Genomic DNA, 15,508 nt, shown 5'->3' on the forward strand with positions numbered 1-15,508 from the left:
GACCAGGCGGCGTCCGATCCGCAACCGGATCGGGCGCCGCCTTCGTCGTCTGCGATGTGTGTCACAGGGATTTGCGGAATTTCCTCGATTGCTCAACAGTTGTTCTCCGTGTTGCCATTCCTCCCTTCGGCACCTCGCGGGGAGGGCCAGCTAGGAGAGGAAATCAATGAGACTGCCCGCTTGGAGCAAGTCCTTCGGAGTGCAGGTGACGATCGCACTCATCGCCGGCGTCGTCCTCGGGCTCATCGCCCGGTCCTGGGGTCCGCTCAATGAGAGCGCGGACAACTGGCTGGGACAGACCCTGGACACCATCGGCTCGTCCTACGTCACCCTGCTCAAGGCGGCCGTCGTGCCGCTGGTCATCACCGCGATCATCGCGAGCATCGGCAACCTGCGCAAGGTCACGAATGCCGCGAAGCTCGCGATGTCGACGCTGCTGTGGTTCGCCCTGACCGCGCTCATCGCCGTGGTCCTCGGCCTCATCCTCGGCGTCGTCATCCAGCCCGGAGCCCATGCCGATGCCGCATCGCTCAACGCTGCGGCCCCGGACTCGCAGGGCAGCTGGGTCGGCTTCCTCACCGGACTCGTGCCGCAGAACGTCCTCGGGCTCGAGGTCTCCACCGCACCCGATGAGTCCGGTGGCCTCGCCTCCCAGGTCGACTTCAACATCCTCCAGCTCATCATCGTCTCCGGCGCCATCGGCATCGCCGCCGTCAAGGTCGGCAAGGCCGCGGAACCGTTCCTCGAATTCATCGAGGCGGCCCTGGCCGTGGTGCAGAAGGTCGTGTGGTGGATCGTGCGCATCGCTCCGATCGGCACCCTCGGACTCATCGGCAACGCGGTGAACTCCTACGGCTGGTCGACCATGGGCTCCCTGCTGTGGTTCGTCGTCGCCGTCTACATCGGCTTGGCACTCGTCTTCTTCGGCGTCTACCCGGCCCTGGCTCGCGCCAACGGACTGTCTGTGCGCCAGTACTTCTCCGGAGTCTGGCCGGCCGCTCAGATGGGATTCGTCTCGCGGTCCTCGATCGGTACGATGCCCGTGACGCAGAAGGTCGCGACCGACAACTTCGGTGTGCCCCACTCCTATGCCGCCTTCGCCGTGCCCTTCGGCGCGACGACGAAGATGGACGGCTGCGCCGCGATCTACCCGGCCATCGCAGCCGTGTTCGTCGCCCAGTTCTTCGGGGTCGACCTCTCCCTCATCCAGTACCTGCTCATCGTGTTCGTCGCCGTCATCGGTTCGGCCGCGACCGCCGGCACGACCGGTGCGACCGTGATGCTCACACTGACCCTCTCGACCCTGGGCCTGCCGCTCGAGGGCGTGGGACTGCTGCTGGCCATCGAGCCGATCGTCGACATGGGACGCACCGCACTCAACGTCTCCGGTCAGGCGCTCATCCCGGCCATCGTGGCCAGACGCCATGACATCCTCGACGTCGACCGCTACGATGCTGAGCGCATCAACGGCTACGTGCCGGTCGCGGAGGACGCCGACGACGATGCACCCAGCACCGAGGCGGTCCGTTAGGCGGATCCGGGTCAGCGGTCCGGAAGTGCGCACAGCCGGTGTGCACTGCCTCGGGGACGAGAGAAGGCACTGAGACGAAAGAAGGCACTGTCGAATTCGCATTCGACAGTGCCTTCGTCCGTACCGGATGCGGGACTCGAACCCGCACGTCTTTCGACAATGCATTTTGAGTGCACCGCGTCTACCGATTCCGCCAATCCGGCTCGCGTCCGACCGCCCCGTGGGGCCGCCTCGGCGACGGGGACGATTCTACTGCGCGAGCACACGGATTGCACATTTTCCCGCCGTCGGACTGGATGCGCCGGTGGTCGCCGTCACCGGTGGTGGCCACCCTCACAGAAGAAACTTCACCGCCCGCTGGCATGGACCTCACCGGCCTGGTCTAGACTGGTCTCGTGCTTTCAAACAGCGAAGAGTCAACTGCAGATGAGTCCGTGCCTGTCCGCCGCGTAGTCGTGGCCGAAGACGAGGCCGTGATCCGTCTCGATATCGTAGAAATGCTCCGCGAGGTCGGCTACGACGTCGTCGGTGAAGCCGCGGACGGCGAATCCGCCATCCGCCTGGCCGAGGAGCTGCGCCCCGATCTCGTCGTCATGGACATCAAGATGCCCATCCTCGACGGGATCTCCGCGGCCGAGCGCATCGCCCGCGCCCGCATCGCCCCGGTCGTGCTGCTCACTGCCTTCTCGCAGAAGGAGCTCGTCGAACGGGCCCGTGACGCCGGTGCCATGGCCTATGTCGTCAAGCCGTTCACCTCGGCCGACCTCATCCCGGCCCTGGAGATCGCGCTCTCGCGCCACGCCGAGATCAGCTCGCTCGAATCCGAGATCTCCGATCTCACCGAACGCTTCGAGACGCGCAAGCTCGTCGAGCGCGCCAAGAGCCTGCTGCAGACCTCGATGGGCCTGAGCGAACCCGAAGCCTTCCGCTGGATCCAGAAGACGTCGATGGACCGTCGTCTCACGATGCGCGAGGTGGCCGAGACCGTGCTCAAGCAGATCGGCACGAAGAAGTAGAACCGCCGGGCAGCGACCGCCCGAATCCGACACCGAACAGGGGCCGGCGAATCCATCATGGATTCGCCGGCCCCTGCGTTTCGGCGCTCCGAAGTCGTTCGCTCGTTCAGCCCTTCGGTTCTGTCCTGAGGATCATGTTCGTGATCCGCACGATCGACAGCAGGCGCCCCGCCTCGTCGGTCATCTTCACCTCATGGGAGACGATCGTGCGGCCCTGATGAAGCACTTCGGCGCGGCCGGTGACCGACCCATCGCGGGCGGCCCGCAGGTGGGTGGCGTTGAGATCGACGCCGACGACGCTCTTGCCGCCCGAGAGCAGGAACGAATGCATCGAGGCCAAGGACTCGGCGAGGACCACGTGTCCGCCGCCGTGGAAGAGACCCATTGGCTGCCGATTTCCCTCGACCGGCGCCGTGGCGGTGAGATGATCGTGACCGAGCTCGGTGAACTCGATGCCCATCTTCTCGCACAGCTCGCCTCCCGCGCCCGGAGCGCGCAGCGACTCGAGCAGGTCGGTGACCTCCTCGGCGGTGGTGTGTGAGGTCAGGGAATCGTTGGGACGCAGCATCGGATCTCCTTCAAGTCAGGTTCGAACGCTAGGCTATGCCATGTGAGTCACTCAAACGAATCCCTCCTGCTCATCGACGGACACTCCCTGGCCTACCGGGCATTCCACGCCCTGCCGGTCGAGAACTTCTCCACCAGCACCGGTCAGACGACGAACGCCATCTACGGCTTCATCTCCATGCTCATCAACGTCCTCCGCGACGAAGCCCCGAGCCATGTGGCCGTGGCCTTCGACCTGGGACGACAGACCTTCCGACTCGAGGAGTACCCCGAGTACAAGGCCGGTCGGGCGAAGACTCCGCCGGAGTTCCACCCGCAGATCGACCTCATCAAGGACATCGTCACCGCGATGGGCATCAGAGTCGTGGTCAAAGAGGGCTTCGAAGCCGATGATGCTCTGGCCACCATGACCCGGATGGGCACCGAGGCGGGAGCGGCCGTCGAGGTCATGAGCGGAGACAAGGACTCCTTCCAGCTCGCCTCCGAGGACGTGACGATCCTCTACCCGAAGCGCGGGGTCAGCGACCTCAATCGGATGACGCCCGCCGCGGTCGAGGAGAAGTACGGAGTCAGTCCGGCCAACTATCGCGGTCTGGCCGCGCTCGTCGGCGAGAAGGCCGACAACCTGCCCGGTGTCCCCGGCGTCGGTGACAAGACAGCCGCCAAATGGCTCGCCGCACACGGTGACCTGCCTGGTGTGCTCGAGAACGCGGAGAAGATCGGCGGCAGGGTCGGTGAGAAGCTGCGCGATCACATCGCCGAGGTGGAGCGGAACTACCGACTCAACCGCCTCCTCGACGACGTCGATCTCGGTCTGCGCTTCGACGACCTCGTCTGGGGAGAAGGGGACCCGAGCGAACTGTCGAGCCTGTTCGATCAGCTCGAATTCCAAGCCCTCGGCAAGCGCCTCGCAGCGATCTTCCCCGAGGCCGCCGGCACTGAGTCCGACGCCGCAGCGGCACGGGAGACCACCGTCGAGACCGTCGACATCGATGCGCTGCTCGGTCATATCGCCGACCACGATGTCCTCGCGCTCGATTCCGATGCGCGCTTCGAACTCGGTCACGGAGAGGCCCGCATCCTCGCCGTCTCCGCCGAACCCGGGCAGGCCTGGGTCGTCGACCTCGCCGAGGCGGGAGAGACGACTGCGGCCCGGCTCAGCACGGCTCTGGCTGCCCGATCGCTCATCCTCCACTCGGCGAAGCTCCAGATCAAAGCCTTCGCGTCGATCGGACTCAACGTCACCGACATCAGCGGAGACACGGCGCTGGCCGCCTACCTCCTCGTCCCCGATGCCCGATCCTACGAACTCGGACAGATCGCCTCCGAACGTGCCGGCATTGACCTCAGCGAACCCGAAGCTGACTCCGGACAGCTCGCTCTCGACCTCGACACGGATGCGACGGTGACCACTCACGGTCAGCGCGCCGCAGCCCTGCTCGAAGTCCACGAGGTCCTCGCCGCCGCCGTCGACGAAGCGAACATGACTCAGGTGTATCGCGACATCGAACTGCCGCTCGTGCCCGTGCTGGCTCGGATGGAGGCGACCGGAATCGCCGTCGACGAGGCCGGACTGTCCAACCTCATCGAGGAGTTCACGAAGCAGGCCGAAGCGAGCGCGCAGGAGGCATACGACGCAATCGGCCACGAGGTCAACCTGGGTTCGCCGAAGCAGCTGCAGACCGTGCTCTTCGATGAGCTTGACATGCCGAAGACGAAGCGCACGAAGACCGGGTACACGACCGATGCCGAGGCGCTGGCCGAACTCTTCGTCAAGACCGAGCATCCCTTCCTCCAGCATCTCTTGGCGTACCGGGACTCGACGAAGCTCAAACAGACCGTCGTCGGCCTGCTCAAGACCGTCGCCGATGATGGGCGCATCCACACGACCTACCAGCAGACGGTCGCGGCGACCGGGCGACTGTCCTCTCTCGACCCGAATCTGCAGAACATCCCGGTGCGCACCGAATCCGGTCGCCGCATCCGCGAGATCTTCATCGCCGACCCCGCGGAGCCCGACGGCTGCCTGCTGACCGCCGACTACTCGCAGATCGAGATGCGCATCATGGCGCATCTGTCCGGCGATGCCGCTCTCATCCAGGCGTTCAAGGACGGCGAGGACCTGCACTCCTACGTCGGGTCGAAGGTCTTCAACGTCGGTATCGACGAGGTGGACTCGCAGATGCGCTCGAAGGTCAAGGCGATGTCCTACGGCCTCGTCTACGGTCTCTCCGCCTACGGGCTCTCCCGGCAGCTGGCGATCGGCGTCGACGAGGCCAAAGGGCTTATGGAGCAGTACTTCGAACGTTTCGGCGCCGTCAAGGACTACCTCGACGAGATCGTCGAGCAGGCCCGCGCCAACGGCTACACGGAGACCATCATGGGCCGTCGCCGCTACCTGCCGGCCCTGCACAGCGACCGGCGGCAGCTGCGGGACATGGCCGAACGCGCCGCACTCAACGCTCCGATCCAGGGTTCGGCCGCGGACATCATGAAGATCGCCATGCTCAGGGTCGCCTCCCGCCTCGACGAGCTGCAGTCGCCGATGCTTCTGCAGGTCCACGACGAGATCATCGTCGACGTCCACCCGGGGGAGATCGACGAGGTGACGGCGATCGTCACCGAAGAGATGGGTTCGGCCTTCGAACTCGATGTCCCGCTCGACGTCAACGTCGGCACCGGACGGTCCTGGCACGACGCGGCCCACTGAGCAGCGGTCGGATCGGTCCGGTCCACGCCGTCGTTCAACGCTGAGTCAGGATTTCGCGCGGGCCTCGCATTGAAAAGCTGACTCAGTGTTGAACGAGCCGGAATGCCTGCCTGCGTGAGGACAGAGGCCGGCCGGGCGGGTGCAGCAGCCCCCGTGCGGGTCAGTCCTTGTGCAGGGTCGTCGAGAAGATCACGGTGCCGGGCATGAGCGCGCCACGCAGCGGCGACCATCCGCCCCAAGCCTTCTGATTCTCCTCAGGCCATTCGGGTTCGGTCACCGAGTCGATCGTGAACCCGGCGCCCACCAGCAGCTGCACCCAGTCGCTCATCGTCCGATGGTGCTCGGCGTAAACGGGCTGACCGGACGAGGACAGTTCGACATACGGGGTGCGATCGAAGTACGAGTACTCCACCGTCAGACCGGCCTCACCGGGAACGTCGGGAAACATCCACCGCATCGGGTGAGTGGTCGAGAACACCCACTGCCCGCCCGGACGGACGACGCGGGCCACCTCGGCGAACACCACTTCGGCGTCCTTGACGAAGGGGAGTGCGCCGTAGGAGGAGAAGGCGACGTCGAAGCTGTTCGACGCGAAGGGCAGCTGACGGGCGTCGGCGAGGAGGAAGGTCGGGGGAGTCGCCTCGGCGCTGAGCGGATGGTCGCGCTGCAGACGGGAAGCCTGCTCGAGCATTCCGGCCGAGACGTCGACACCGGTGGTGATGGCTCCCTCTTCGGCGAGCCATCGGGAACACTGTCCCGCGCCGCAGCCGACCTCGAGGACCTGTTTGCGGTCCACCGCGCCGAGGAGGTGGACGTCGGATTCGTGAATTCCCTCGGGACACCAGATGAAATCCGAAGCTCCGAGGAAGGTGCCGTGTTCGGCCAGATACTCCTCCGCGGAGTTGTCCCAGTAGCTGCGATTGGCCCGGACAGACGCCTCTTCGTCGATCGGCAGATAGCCGCCGCTGATGACCTCGGCTCCGTCAGTTCCCTCGCTCATCGTTCCTCCGTCGCCTCGGCTGCTGAAAAATAGAATCCTCGGCGTGCATTCACGCCCGTGTTGGTGCTAGCATTGACAACCGTATGCGCCTGTGCATGCAAGTCCAAATTCGCAATCGAGACCGGATGCGGATCCGCCGGCAACAATTTACGACCTGCCGACAGGGTACCGGATCTGGACCAATATTCCATCGGAGTCCCTACCTATATGACCACCACCACGCCGGAATCGGTGCAGCCGAAGCAGGTCGCTGTCAACGACATCGGAACCGCTGAGGATTTTCTCGCCGCCGTCGATGAGACCATCAAGTACTTCAACGATGGCGACATCGTCGAAGGCGAAGTCGTCAAGGTCGACCGTGACGAAGTCCTCGTTGACATCGGATACAAGACGGAAGGCGTCATCCTCGCACGTGAGCTTTCCATCAAGCACGATGTCGATCCCGGCGAAGTCGTCGAGGTCGGGGACGAGATCGAAGCCCTCGTTCTTCAGAAGGAAGACAAAGAGGGCCGTCTCATGCTCTCGAAGAAGCGGGCTCAGTACGAGCGCGCCTGGGGCGACATCGAGAAGATCAAGGAAGACGACGGCGTTGTCACCGGCACCGTCATCGAGGTCGTCAAGGGCGGCCTGATCGTCGACATCGGACTGCGCGGCTTCCTGCCCGCATCGCTGGTCGAGATGCGTCGTGTCCGCGACCTCGCCCCCTACATCGGCCAGCAGGTCGAAGCCAAGATCATCGAGCTCGACAAGAACCGCAACAACGTGGTCCTGTCGCGTCGCGCCTGGCTCGAGCAGACCCAGTCCGCCGTTCGCCACGACTTCCTGCAGACCCTGCAGAAGGGCCAGGTCCGTCCTGGTGTCGTGTCCTCCATCGTCAACTTCGGTGCGTTCGTCGACCTCGGTGGTGTCGACGGACTCGTCCACGTCTCCGAGCTGTCCTGGAAGCACATCGATCACCCGGGTGAGGTCGTCACCGTGGGTGACGAGGTCACCGTCGAGGTTCTCGACGTCGACATGGACCGTGAGCGCGTATCGCTCTCGCTCAAGGCCACCCAGGAAGATCCCTGGCAGCACTTCGCCCGCACCCACGTCATCGGACAGATCGTGCCGGGCAAGGTCACGAAGCTCGTTCCCTTCGGTGCATTCGTGCGCGTCGAAGACGGCATCGAGGGCCTCGTCCACATCTCCGAGCTGGCCGTGCGCCACGTGGATCTGCCTGAGCAGGTCGTCTCGGTCGACGAGACCATCTACGTCAAGGTCATCGACATCGACCTCGAACGTCGCCGCATCTCGCTGTCGCTGAAGCAGGCCAACGAGGGCGTCGACCCCGAGGCCGAAGAGTTCCTCGACCCCGCTCTCTACGGCATGCCGCAGGAGTACGACGAGGACGGCAACTACAAGTACCCGGAGGGCTTCGACCCCGAGACCAACGAGTGGGTCGAAGGCTACGAGGCTCAGCGCGAGGCCTGGGAACAGCAGTACGCCGCTGCTCAGGAACGCTGGGAAGAGCACAAGAAGCAGGTCGCCAAGGCCATCGCTGCGGACGCCGAGGCCTCCGCCGCCGATGCCGTCGGTTCTGCCGAAGCCGCTCCGGCCACCGGTTCGTTCTCCTCGGAAGAGGCAAGCGACGAAGGCACGCTGGCCAGCGACGAAGCTCTCGCAGCCCTGCGTGAGAAGCTTGCAGGCAGCTGATAGCAGCCACCACAAGGGCTCCCGGTCGGAAGATCGGGAGCCCTTTGTGTATGCCCCCGCAGCAGCGGCCGCATCTGCGCGGACCGTGATCCGCCCACCGCTGTACCGGCGGCTGCGGCCTTGGCTGTGGTACACGCTGCTGCTGGCTCTGGTCAGCCTCATCGTCTTCGGATCCGTCGCCGCAGACCCAGGCGGTTCGGTCGTCGGCTCCAACGACGACTCCTCCCTGTTCATCTGGTGGCTCGGCCATGGGTCACAGGTCCTCGCCGACGCCCTCGGCTTCGGGTCCGGCGGCAGCGGCGGACTGCTCTACACGGAGTCGATGAACGCCCTCGGCGGGGGAGTCAACGGTGCCTGGAACACCTCGTTGGCCGGTATTGCGCTTCTGCTCGCACCACTGACCTGGGTGGCCGGACCGATTGTCAGCTACAACCTGCTCATCCTGTGCCTCCCCGTCATCAACAGCCTGGCCGCCGCGGTGCTCTTCCGCCGCTTCCTGGGCCGCCTCCCCGCGTTCATCGCCGCCGGCGGAGTCGGCTTCTCCAGCTACGTCATCGCCCAGCTCGGCGGCCACCCGAACCTCGCCTTCGCCGTCACTCCGACGCTGACCGCATGGGCGATCCTTGCGCTGCTCGGCCCCGGCGGCCACCACCGCAGTCACAGATCCGTGTGGACGATCGGCATCGTCTTCGGACTGCTGCTGGGCTTCCAGTTCTACGTCTCGACCGAAGTCCTCGCCGGCACGTTCCTCGCAGCGGTCTGTTTCCTCGTCTGCCTCGCCGCGTTCGGTCGCCGGCAGTTCCCCGCCCGTGCATGGCTGCGACTGGGGCTCGGCTCGCTGCTCGCCGCCGCTGTGGCGCTGCTGTGTGCGATTCCGCTGCTGCTGACAATGGCCGGGCCCAATGCGCCGCAAGGGCCGATCCGTCCGCACGGTGTGTGGAACACCGATCTGCTCGATCCGATCCTGCCGGCCGCGCCCGCCTGGCTGAGCTCCGGTGTCTCACCGCTGCCACGGGTGATGGACATCGATCCCGCCGAACTCGGTGCCTATGTCGGTGCTCCCGCGCTCCTGGCCGCACTCATCATCGTCCTCGCCTCATCGAGGACGACCACCCGCACCCTGCCGGTGCGCATCGCGGCCGCCACCGGTGTCCTCGTCTTCGCCCTCTCGCTCGGATCGCCGATCCTCCTCGGCGGGGGAGTGCTCACCGAAACCGGACCGTTCGCGCTCGTCGAATCCGTACCGGTGCTCAACAACATCCTGCCCATGCGCCTCGTCCTGCATTCGACGATCGCGCTCTTCGCGATCCTCGGCGTCGGTCTCGACTGGGCACTGTCCCACCTGAGGCAGCGTCGCGCCCGGCTGCTCACGGGGCTGCTCGCACTCGCTGCCGTGTGCGTCGTCCCCGGCCCGCAGGCCGCCCACGAAGTGACCGTCCCCGACTTCTATGAGGATTCGATCGCCGAGGTGGTCCCCGCCGGATCCGTCGTCAAGACCTTCCCCCGCCCGCTGGCATGGGCCGTGCCCCACGCCGATGAGGCAATGGTCTGGCAGTCCGTCAGCGGATTCCGCTATCGCGAGACCGGCGGATACTTCATCGGTTCGAGCCCGGACTCGCCGGTCACCTATTCGGCGCCCGAGGACAGCCTCGATGCGCTGCTGCACGGCTCCGTCTTCGACGGCGAGCCGATGCCGGACCCTGCGAGTCGGGATGTGAACTCGGCGATCGCCGACCTGCGCGCCTCAGGAGTCGACTTCATCGTGCTGGCCCGCGACTCCCCGGTGCTGCCCGGAAGTCAGGAGGAGTATGCGGCATTCCTCGACACTGCCGTCGGAGATCCCGTCTTCACCGATGAGGGGGTGCGGGTCTACCGGCTCGGTCAGTAGGATGAACGCATGCTGAGAATCGGTCTCACCGGCGGAATCGGTGCCGGCAAGTCAACAGTGTCGAGGATGCTCGTCGCGCACGGGGCCGTGCTCGTCGATGCCGACCAGATCGCCCGCGAGGTCGTCGCACCCGGTCAGCCGCTGCTCGAACTCCTCGCAGAGGCCTTCGGCCCGCAGGTGCTCGATGGCTCGGGAGGCCTCGACCGTGCGGCCCTCGCGGCCGCGGCCTTCATCGATGCCGAACACACGGCGAAGCTCAATGCCCTCATGCACCCGGCGATCCGCGACCGCACCGCCGAACACTTCGCCCGGCACGCCGAGGCGCCGATCGTCGTCCACGACGTCCCGCTGCTCGTCGAGAACTCGATGACACCCGCCTACCATCTCAACCTCGTCGTCGATGTTCCCGCTGAAGTGCGCCTGCAGCGGCTCATCGACGCCCGCGGAATGGACCGCGAGGATGCCGCCGCACGGATCACCCGGCAAGCCGATGACGAAACGCGCAGACGGGCCTGCGACGTCAGCATCGACAACACCGGCCCGGTCGCCACGACCGAGGACACGGTGGCCCGGCTCATCTCCTCGCGGATCCGGCCCTTCGCCGAGAACCTCCGCCGAGCACGACGGGCATCACGTGCCGCTCTCGGGCTCAGCGATCCGGAGGATGCGGATTGGGACGGTGACGCGCGGCGCGTCATCGCGAAGCTCGAGCACGGCACCGGCGCCGAATTCGCCATCGAGCACATCGGTTCCACCTCGGTGCCGGGCCTGCCCGCCAAAGACGTCATCGATCTGCAGCTGCTGGTCCCCGACCTCGCGGCAGCCCGGCAACTGGCCCCCCGCCTGACCGAACTCGGTTATCCGGGGGAGGAGATGCATGATCATCTGGGCGAGGCCGGAGGCGAGGCGAAGTGGTTCCACGCGAACACGGACCCCGGCCGGGCGGTGAACCTGCATGTGCGGGTCGCGGATTCCGTGGGCGCCCGCTTCGCTCGCGCATTCCGGGATCTGCTCAGCGCCGATGCCGGGGCGCGGGACGAGTATCTCCGGGTCAAACGCGAGCTCATGGCACTCGCGCAGGAGCAGGGCGGAACAGACTCTCAGATCACTCGGTCCTACGCAGAGTCGAAGGAACCGTACTTCCTGAGCATGCGTCGACGTCTGGTCCCCGACAGCTTCGACTGATGCGGGCCGAAGCGGGAGCCGACTGCCCAATGTCAGGGGCGAGGACTAGGGTGGGACTATGAGCTCAGAACGCCCCCTGCCAGCGATCGGTCACCGTCCCGACGTCACTCGCGAAGTGGCCCCCTTCGAGGTCGTCTCCGAGTACTCGCCCTCCGGCGACCAGCCGACGGCGATCAGGGAGATCTCCGAACGGCTCGATGCGGGGGAGCGGGACATCGTGCTGCTCGGCGCCACCGGCACAGGCAAGTCCGCGACGACCGCGTGGCTCATCGAACAGGTGCAGCGTCCGACTCTGATCATGGCCCCGAACAAGACTCTGGCCGCACAGCTGGCCAACGAGTTCCGGCAGCTGCTGCCGCACAACGCCGTCGAGTACTTCGTGTCCTACTACGACTACTACCAGCCCGAAGCCTATGTGCCGCAGACGGACACGTTCATCGAGAAGGACTCGTCGATCAACGACGAAGTCGAACGGCTCCGGCACTCGGCCACGAACTCGCTGCTGACCCGACGCGATGTCGTCGTGGTCTCGACGGTCTCATGCATCTACGGCCTCGGCACACCCGAGGAATACGTCGACCGCATGGTCACCCTGCACCGGGGCGACGAATGCGATCGCGACGAACTGCTCAAACGGTTCGTGTCCATGCAGTACGCCCGCAACGATATGGCGTTCACCCGCGGCACCTTCCGCGTGCGCGGCGACACCGTCGAGATCATCCCTCAGTACGAAGAGCTCGCGCTGCGCATCGAATTCTTCGGTGACGAGATCGAATCCCTGCAGACCCTCCACCCGCTGACCGGGGAGATCGTACGCGACGAGGATACGATCCACGTCTTCCCCGCCAGCCACTACGTCGCCGGTGAGAGCCGGATGGCCACGGCCATCAGCGGGATCGAAGACGAGCTGCAGAAGCGGCTGAGCGAATTCGAGTCGCAGAACAAGCTCCTCGAAGCGCAGCGGCTGAAGATGCGGACGACCTACGACCTCGAGATGATGGAGTCGATGGGCTTCACCTCCGGCATCGAGAACTATTCGCGGCACATCGACGGCCGTGCTCCCGGATCGGCCCCGAACTGTCTGCTCGACTACTTCCCCGAGGACTTCCTCCTCGTCGTCGACGAATCTCATGTCACCGTTCCGCAGATCGGCGGCATGTACGAAGGCGATATGTCACGCAAACGCACTCTCGTCGAACACGGCTTCCGCCTGCCCAGCGCCATGGACAACCGGCCCCTGAAGTTCGACGAGTTCCGCGAACGCGTCGGGCAGACCGTGTACCTCTCGGCCACGCCCAGCAACTTCGAACTCGGCAACGCCAACGGCTACGTCCAGCAGATCATCCGACCGACCGGACTCGTCGACCCGGAGATCAAGGTCAAACCGACGAAGGGCCAGATCGACGATCTGCTCGACGAGATCAAGACCAGGGTCGACGCGAACGAACGTGTGCTGGTGACCACGCTGACGAAGAAGATGGCCGAAGACCTCACCGACTACCTGCTCGAGCACGAGGTCCGCGTCCAGTACCTCCACTCCGATGTCGACACGCTGCGACGTGTGGAACTGCTCACAGAGCTGCGCGGCGGAGAGTTCGACGTCCTCGTCGGCATCAACCTGCTGCGTGAGGGACTCGACCTGCCCGAAGTCTCCCTCGTCGCGATCCTCGACGCCGACAAGGAAGGGTTCCTCCGGTCCTCGACCTCGCTCATCCAGACGATCGGCCGCGCGGCACGCAACCTGCACGGTCAGGTGCACATGTACGCGGACACGATCACGGACTCGATGCGCACCGCCATCGATGAGACCGACCGCAGGCGGGCGATCCAGGTCGCCTACAACGAGGAACACGGCATCGACCCGACCCCGCTGGTCAAACGGATCGCCGACATCACCGAACGACTGCAGCGCGAGGACGAGGACACTCGCGAGCTGCTCACCGAGTTCGACTACGGCAAGGGCAGGCGCGGCTACAATTCGACGCTCAGCGACGAACAGCGCGAAGCCGCGGGCAAGCCCGGCTCGCTGCGTCCGCCGGCGGCCGACCTCACCGAGCTCATCGAATCGCTGACATCGCAGATGCATTCCGCCGCCGCCGAGCTGCAGTTCGAACTCGCCGCGCGCCTGCGCGACGAACTCTCCGACCTCAAACAGGAGCTGCGGCAGATGAAGGAGGCCGGGCACGCCTGAGCCGCCAGTGTAGACTGGAGCGCCGGAGGGGAGTATCCCATAAGCTCCGAACTCGTCATCACGATCTCTTCGATCCGGGTTCGGACGCGGTTGAACAGCGCCGCGGGAGAGACTTTCGATTTGCCCAGCCGTGTACGGCACGCACGGACAACAGCGAAAGGCTTCCATGACAACCGAATTGCCCTTCTGGTTCGAGACCGGTTCACTCATCGTTCTCGTCCTCATCCTCGTGGCCGATCTCCTGCTGGTGATCAAACGGCCGCACATCCCCTCGATGCGCGAAGCAACCCTCTGGGTGAGCTTCTACGTTTCACTCGCCCTGCTCTTCGCCGTGGCGATGTACTTCTTCGCCGACGGAGAGCACGCGGGACAGTTCCTGGCCGGCTGGCTCACGGAATACAGCCTGAGTATCGACAACCTCTTCGTCTTCGTCATCATCATGACCCGGTTCAAGGTGCCCAGGCAGTATCAGCAGGAAGTGCTGATGGTCGGCATCATCATCGCGCTCGTCTTCCGCGGCGTGTTCATCCTCGCCGGATCGGTCGTCATCAATCTCTTCATCTCCGTCTTCTACCTCTTCGGCGTGTTCCTGCTGTGGACGGCATGGAACCAAGCGTTCGGCAGCGAGGACGAAAGCGATGAGGACAACCGCTTCGTCAGATGGCTCAAGGGTCGGGTGAACATCTCCGACGACTTCGACGGCAACAGACTCAAGACCACGATCGACGGGCAGAAGTTCTTCACCCCGATGCTGCTCGTCTTCATCGCCATCGGCACCACCGATGTCATGTTCGCGCTCGACTCGATCCCCGCGATCTTCGGCATCACCCAGAGTCCATTCATCGTGTTCACGGCGAACCTCTTCGCCCTCATGGGTCTGCGCCAGCTCTACTTCCTCCTCGGCGGGCTGCTCGACCGACTCATCTACCTCAAGTACGGCATCGCCGCGATCCTCGCGTTCATCGGCGTCAAGCTCATCCTGCACGCCGCACACGAGAACAACCTGCCGTTCATCAATGGGGGAGAGAAACTCGAATGGGTTCCCGACATCACCACCGGCGTGTCTCTGGCCGTCATCATCGGCTGCATGGCCGTGGCCACCATCGCCAGCCTCATCGCGATGAAGCGCGGCCACCAGGAAGTCCACTTCGGTCAGGTCGAACACGAACAGCACCACGTCGATGACCCACAGGCCCCGGACTCTGCCGGGCGGGACGGGTCGGACCGCCTCGGCGACGGCGAGGGACGGGCGCAGAAGAAGCCCGGCACCGCTCAGGAACCGAACTCCGAATGATCCACGCCACGCCTGCCCCAGCACTCGGAGGCCGCTGAGCGGCAGGGAAGAGCGCGGGCCGCAGCTGATCCCGAGGATCGGCTGCGGCCCGTGTCATAACTGAGTCCGCAGCCGGCCGGGCTGCGGGCGCTTCGCGGCTCAGTCCGCAGCGAGAGGACCGAAGACCGGGGTCCACTCGCGAATCTGTGTCGACTCGATCACACCGAGCGACGCATAGGGGTCCCGAGCGAGGTGGGTTTCGACCTCCGCCCGGTCGGCGGCGCTGAGGACGAGCAGCCCGCCGGGCTGCGGATCAGCGTCGAGAGGACCCGAAGCGAGGATGGTTCCGGCCTCATTCAACTCCGCCTGCCATTGCCGGTGCGCGGGGCGATGCTCCATCCGCGTGTCTGTATCGGGACCATAGTTGTAGGTGACGGCGAAGACCGGCATGTGTG

Annotated in this window: 11 protein-coding genes and 1 tRNA gene; 8 read left to right on the plus strand and 4 right to left on the minus strand. The window is 65.2% G+C overall.

Going from position 1 to position 15,508, the window contains the following annotated elements; all coding sequences use genetic code 11:
* Positions 1-166: 166 nt before the first annotated feature.
* Positions 167-1,531, plus strand: coding sequence for a dicarboxylate/amino acid:cation symporter (locus ACSE4D_RS17095; RefSeq protein WP_135541031.1), 1,365 nt, complete (start codon positions 167-169; stop codon positions 1,529-1,531).
* Between the two features lie 121 nt (positions 1,532-1,652).
* Here ACSE4D_RS17095 and ACSE4D_RS17100 read toward each other — a convergent pair.
* A tRNA-Leu gene (locus ACSE4D_RS17100) sits at positions 1,653-1,734 on the minus strand.
* Between the two features lie 192 nt (positions 1,735-1,926).
* Between ACSE4D_RS17100 and ACSE4D_RS17105 the strand changes: the two genes are divergently transcribed.
* Positions 1,927-2,547: an ANTAR domain-containing response regulator gene (locus ACSE4D_RS17105; protein ID WP_425119370.1), complete on the plus strand. Its 621-nt coding sequence runs from the start codon at positions 1,927-1,929 to the stop codon at positions 2,545-2,547.
* 106 nt (positions 2,548-2,653) lie between these two features.
* Here the strand turns inward: ACSE4D_RS17105 and ACSE4D_RS17110 are convergent, their stop codons facing one another.
* Positions 2,654-3,115 (minus strand): PaaI family thioesterase, encoded by a 462-nt coding sequence (locus ACSE4D_RS17110; protein WP_135541029.1) that lies wholly within the window; start codon positions 3,113-3,115, stop codon positions 2,654-2,656.
* Between the two features lie 42 nt (positions 3,116-3,157).
* Between ACSE4D_RS17110 and polA the strand changes: the two genes are divergently transcribed.
* Positions 3,158-5,824 carry a DNA polymerase I gene (gene polA, locus ACSE4D_RS17115; protein WP_436326323.1) on the plus strand — a complete coding sequence of 889 codons (2,667 nt, stop codon included), beginning with the start codon at positions 3,158-3,160 and terminating at the stop codon, positions 5,822-5,824.
* A gap of 160 nt (positions 5,825-5,984) precedes the next feature.
* On the opposite strand, the gene ACSE4D_RS17120 is transcribed toward polA, so the two are convergent.
* Positions 5,985-6,824, minus strand: a complete 840-nt coding sequence (locus ACSE4D_RS17120; protein WP_135541025.1) for a class I SAM-dependent methyltransferase — start codon at positions 6,822-6,824, stop codon at positions 5,985-5,987.
* A gap of 207 nt (positions 6,825-7,031) precedes the next feature.
* Between ACSE4D_RS17120 and rpsA the strand changes: the two genes are divergently transcribed.
* The 5 genes from rpsA to ACSE4D_RS17145 all read left to right on the plus strand — a co-directional run bounded on the left by rpsA (position 7,032) and on the right by ACSE4D_RS17145 (position 15,074).
* Complete coding sequence (gene rpsA / locus ACSE4D_RS17125; RefSeq protein ID WP_135541023.1) at positions 7,032-8,516, plus strand: 30S ribosomal protein S1; 1,485 nt, start codon at positions 7,032-7,034, stop codon at positions 8,514-8,516.
* A 46-nt stretch (positions 8,517-8,562) separates the two neighbouring features.
* Positions 8,563-10,404, plus strand: a complete 1,842-nt coding sequence (locus ACSE4D_RS17130) for a hypothetical protein (RefSeq protein ID WP_436326324.1) — start codon at positions 8,563-8,565, stop codon at positions 10,402-10,404.
* Positions 10,405-10,413: 9 nt separating this feature from the next.
* Positions 10,414-11,589 carry a dephospho-CoA kinase gene (coaE, locus tag ACSE4D_RS17135; protein WP_135541021.1) on the plus strand — a complete coding sequence of 392 codons (1,176 nt, stop codon included), beginning with the start codon at positions 10,414-10,416 and terminating at the stop codon, positions 11,587-11,589.
* Positions 11,590-11,647: 58 nt separating this feature from the next.
* The gene (gene uvrB, locus ACSE4D_RS17140) at positions 11,648-13,780 is read left to right on the plus strand and encodes an excinuclease ABC subunit UvrB (protein WP_135541019.1); all 2,133 of its coding nucleotides are present in this window, start codon (positions 11,648-11,650) and stop codon (positions 13,778-13,780) included.
* 166 nt (positions 13,781-13,946) lie between these two features.
* Positions 13,947-15,074 carry a TerC family protein gene (locus ACSE4D_RS17145; protein WP_135541017.1) on the plus strand — a complete coding sequence of 376 codons (1,128 nt, stop codon included), beginning with the start codon at positions 13,947-13,949 and terminating at the stop codon, positions 15,072-15,074.
* A gap of 138 nt (positions 15,075-15,212) precedes the next feature.
* Here the strand turns inward: ACSE4D_RS17145 and ACSE4D_RS17150 are convergent, their stop codons facing one another.
* On the minus strand, positions 15,213-15,503 hold the full coding sequence (locus tag ACSE4D_RS17150; protein ID WP_135541015.1) for a YciI family protein: 291 nt from the start codon (positions 15,501-15,503) through the stop codon (positions 15,213-15,215).
* Positions 15,504-15,508: the final 5 nt, after the last annotated feature.

The organism is Brevibacterium sp. FAM 27836, from assembly GCF_051351055.1.
Classification (GTDB): Bacteria; Actinomycetota; Actinomycetes; order Actinomycetales; family Brevibacteriaceae; genus Brevibacterium.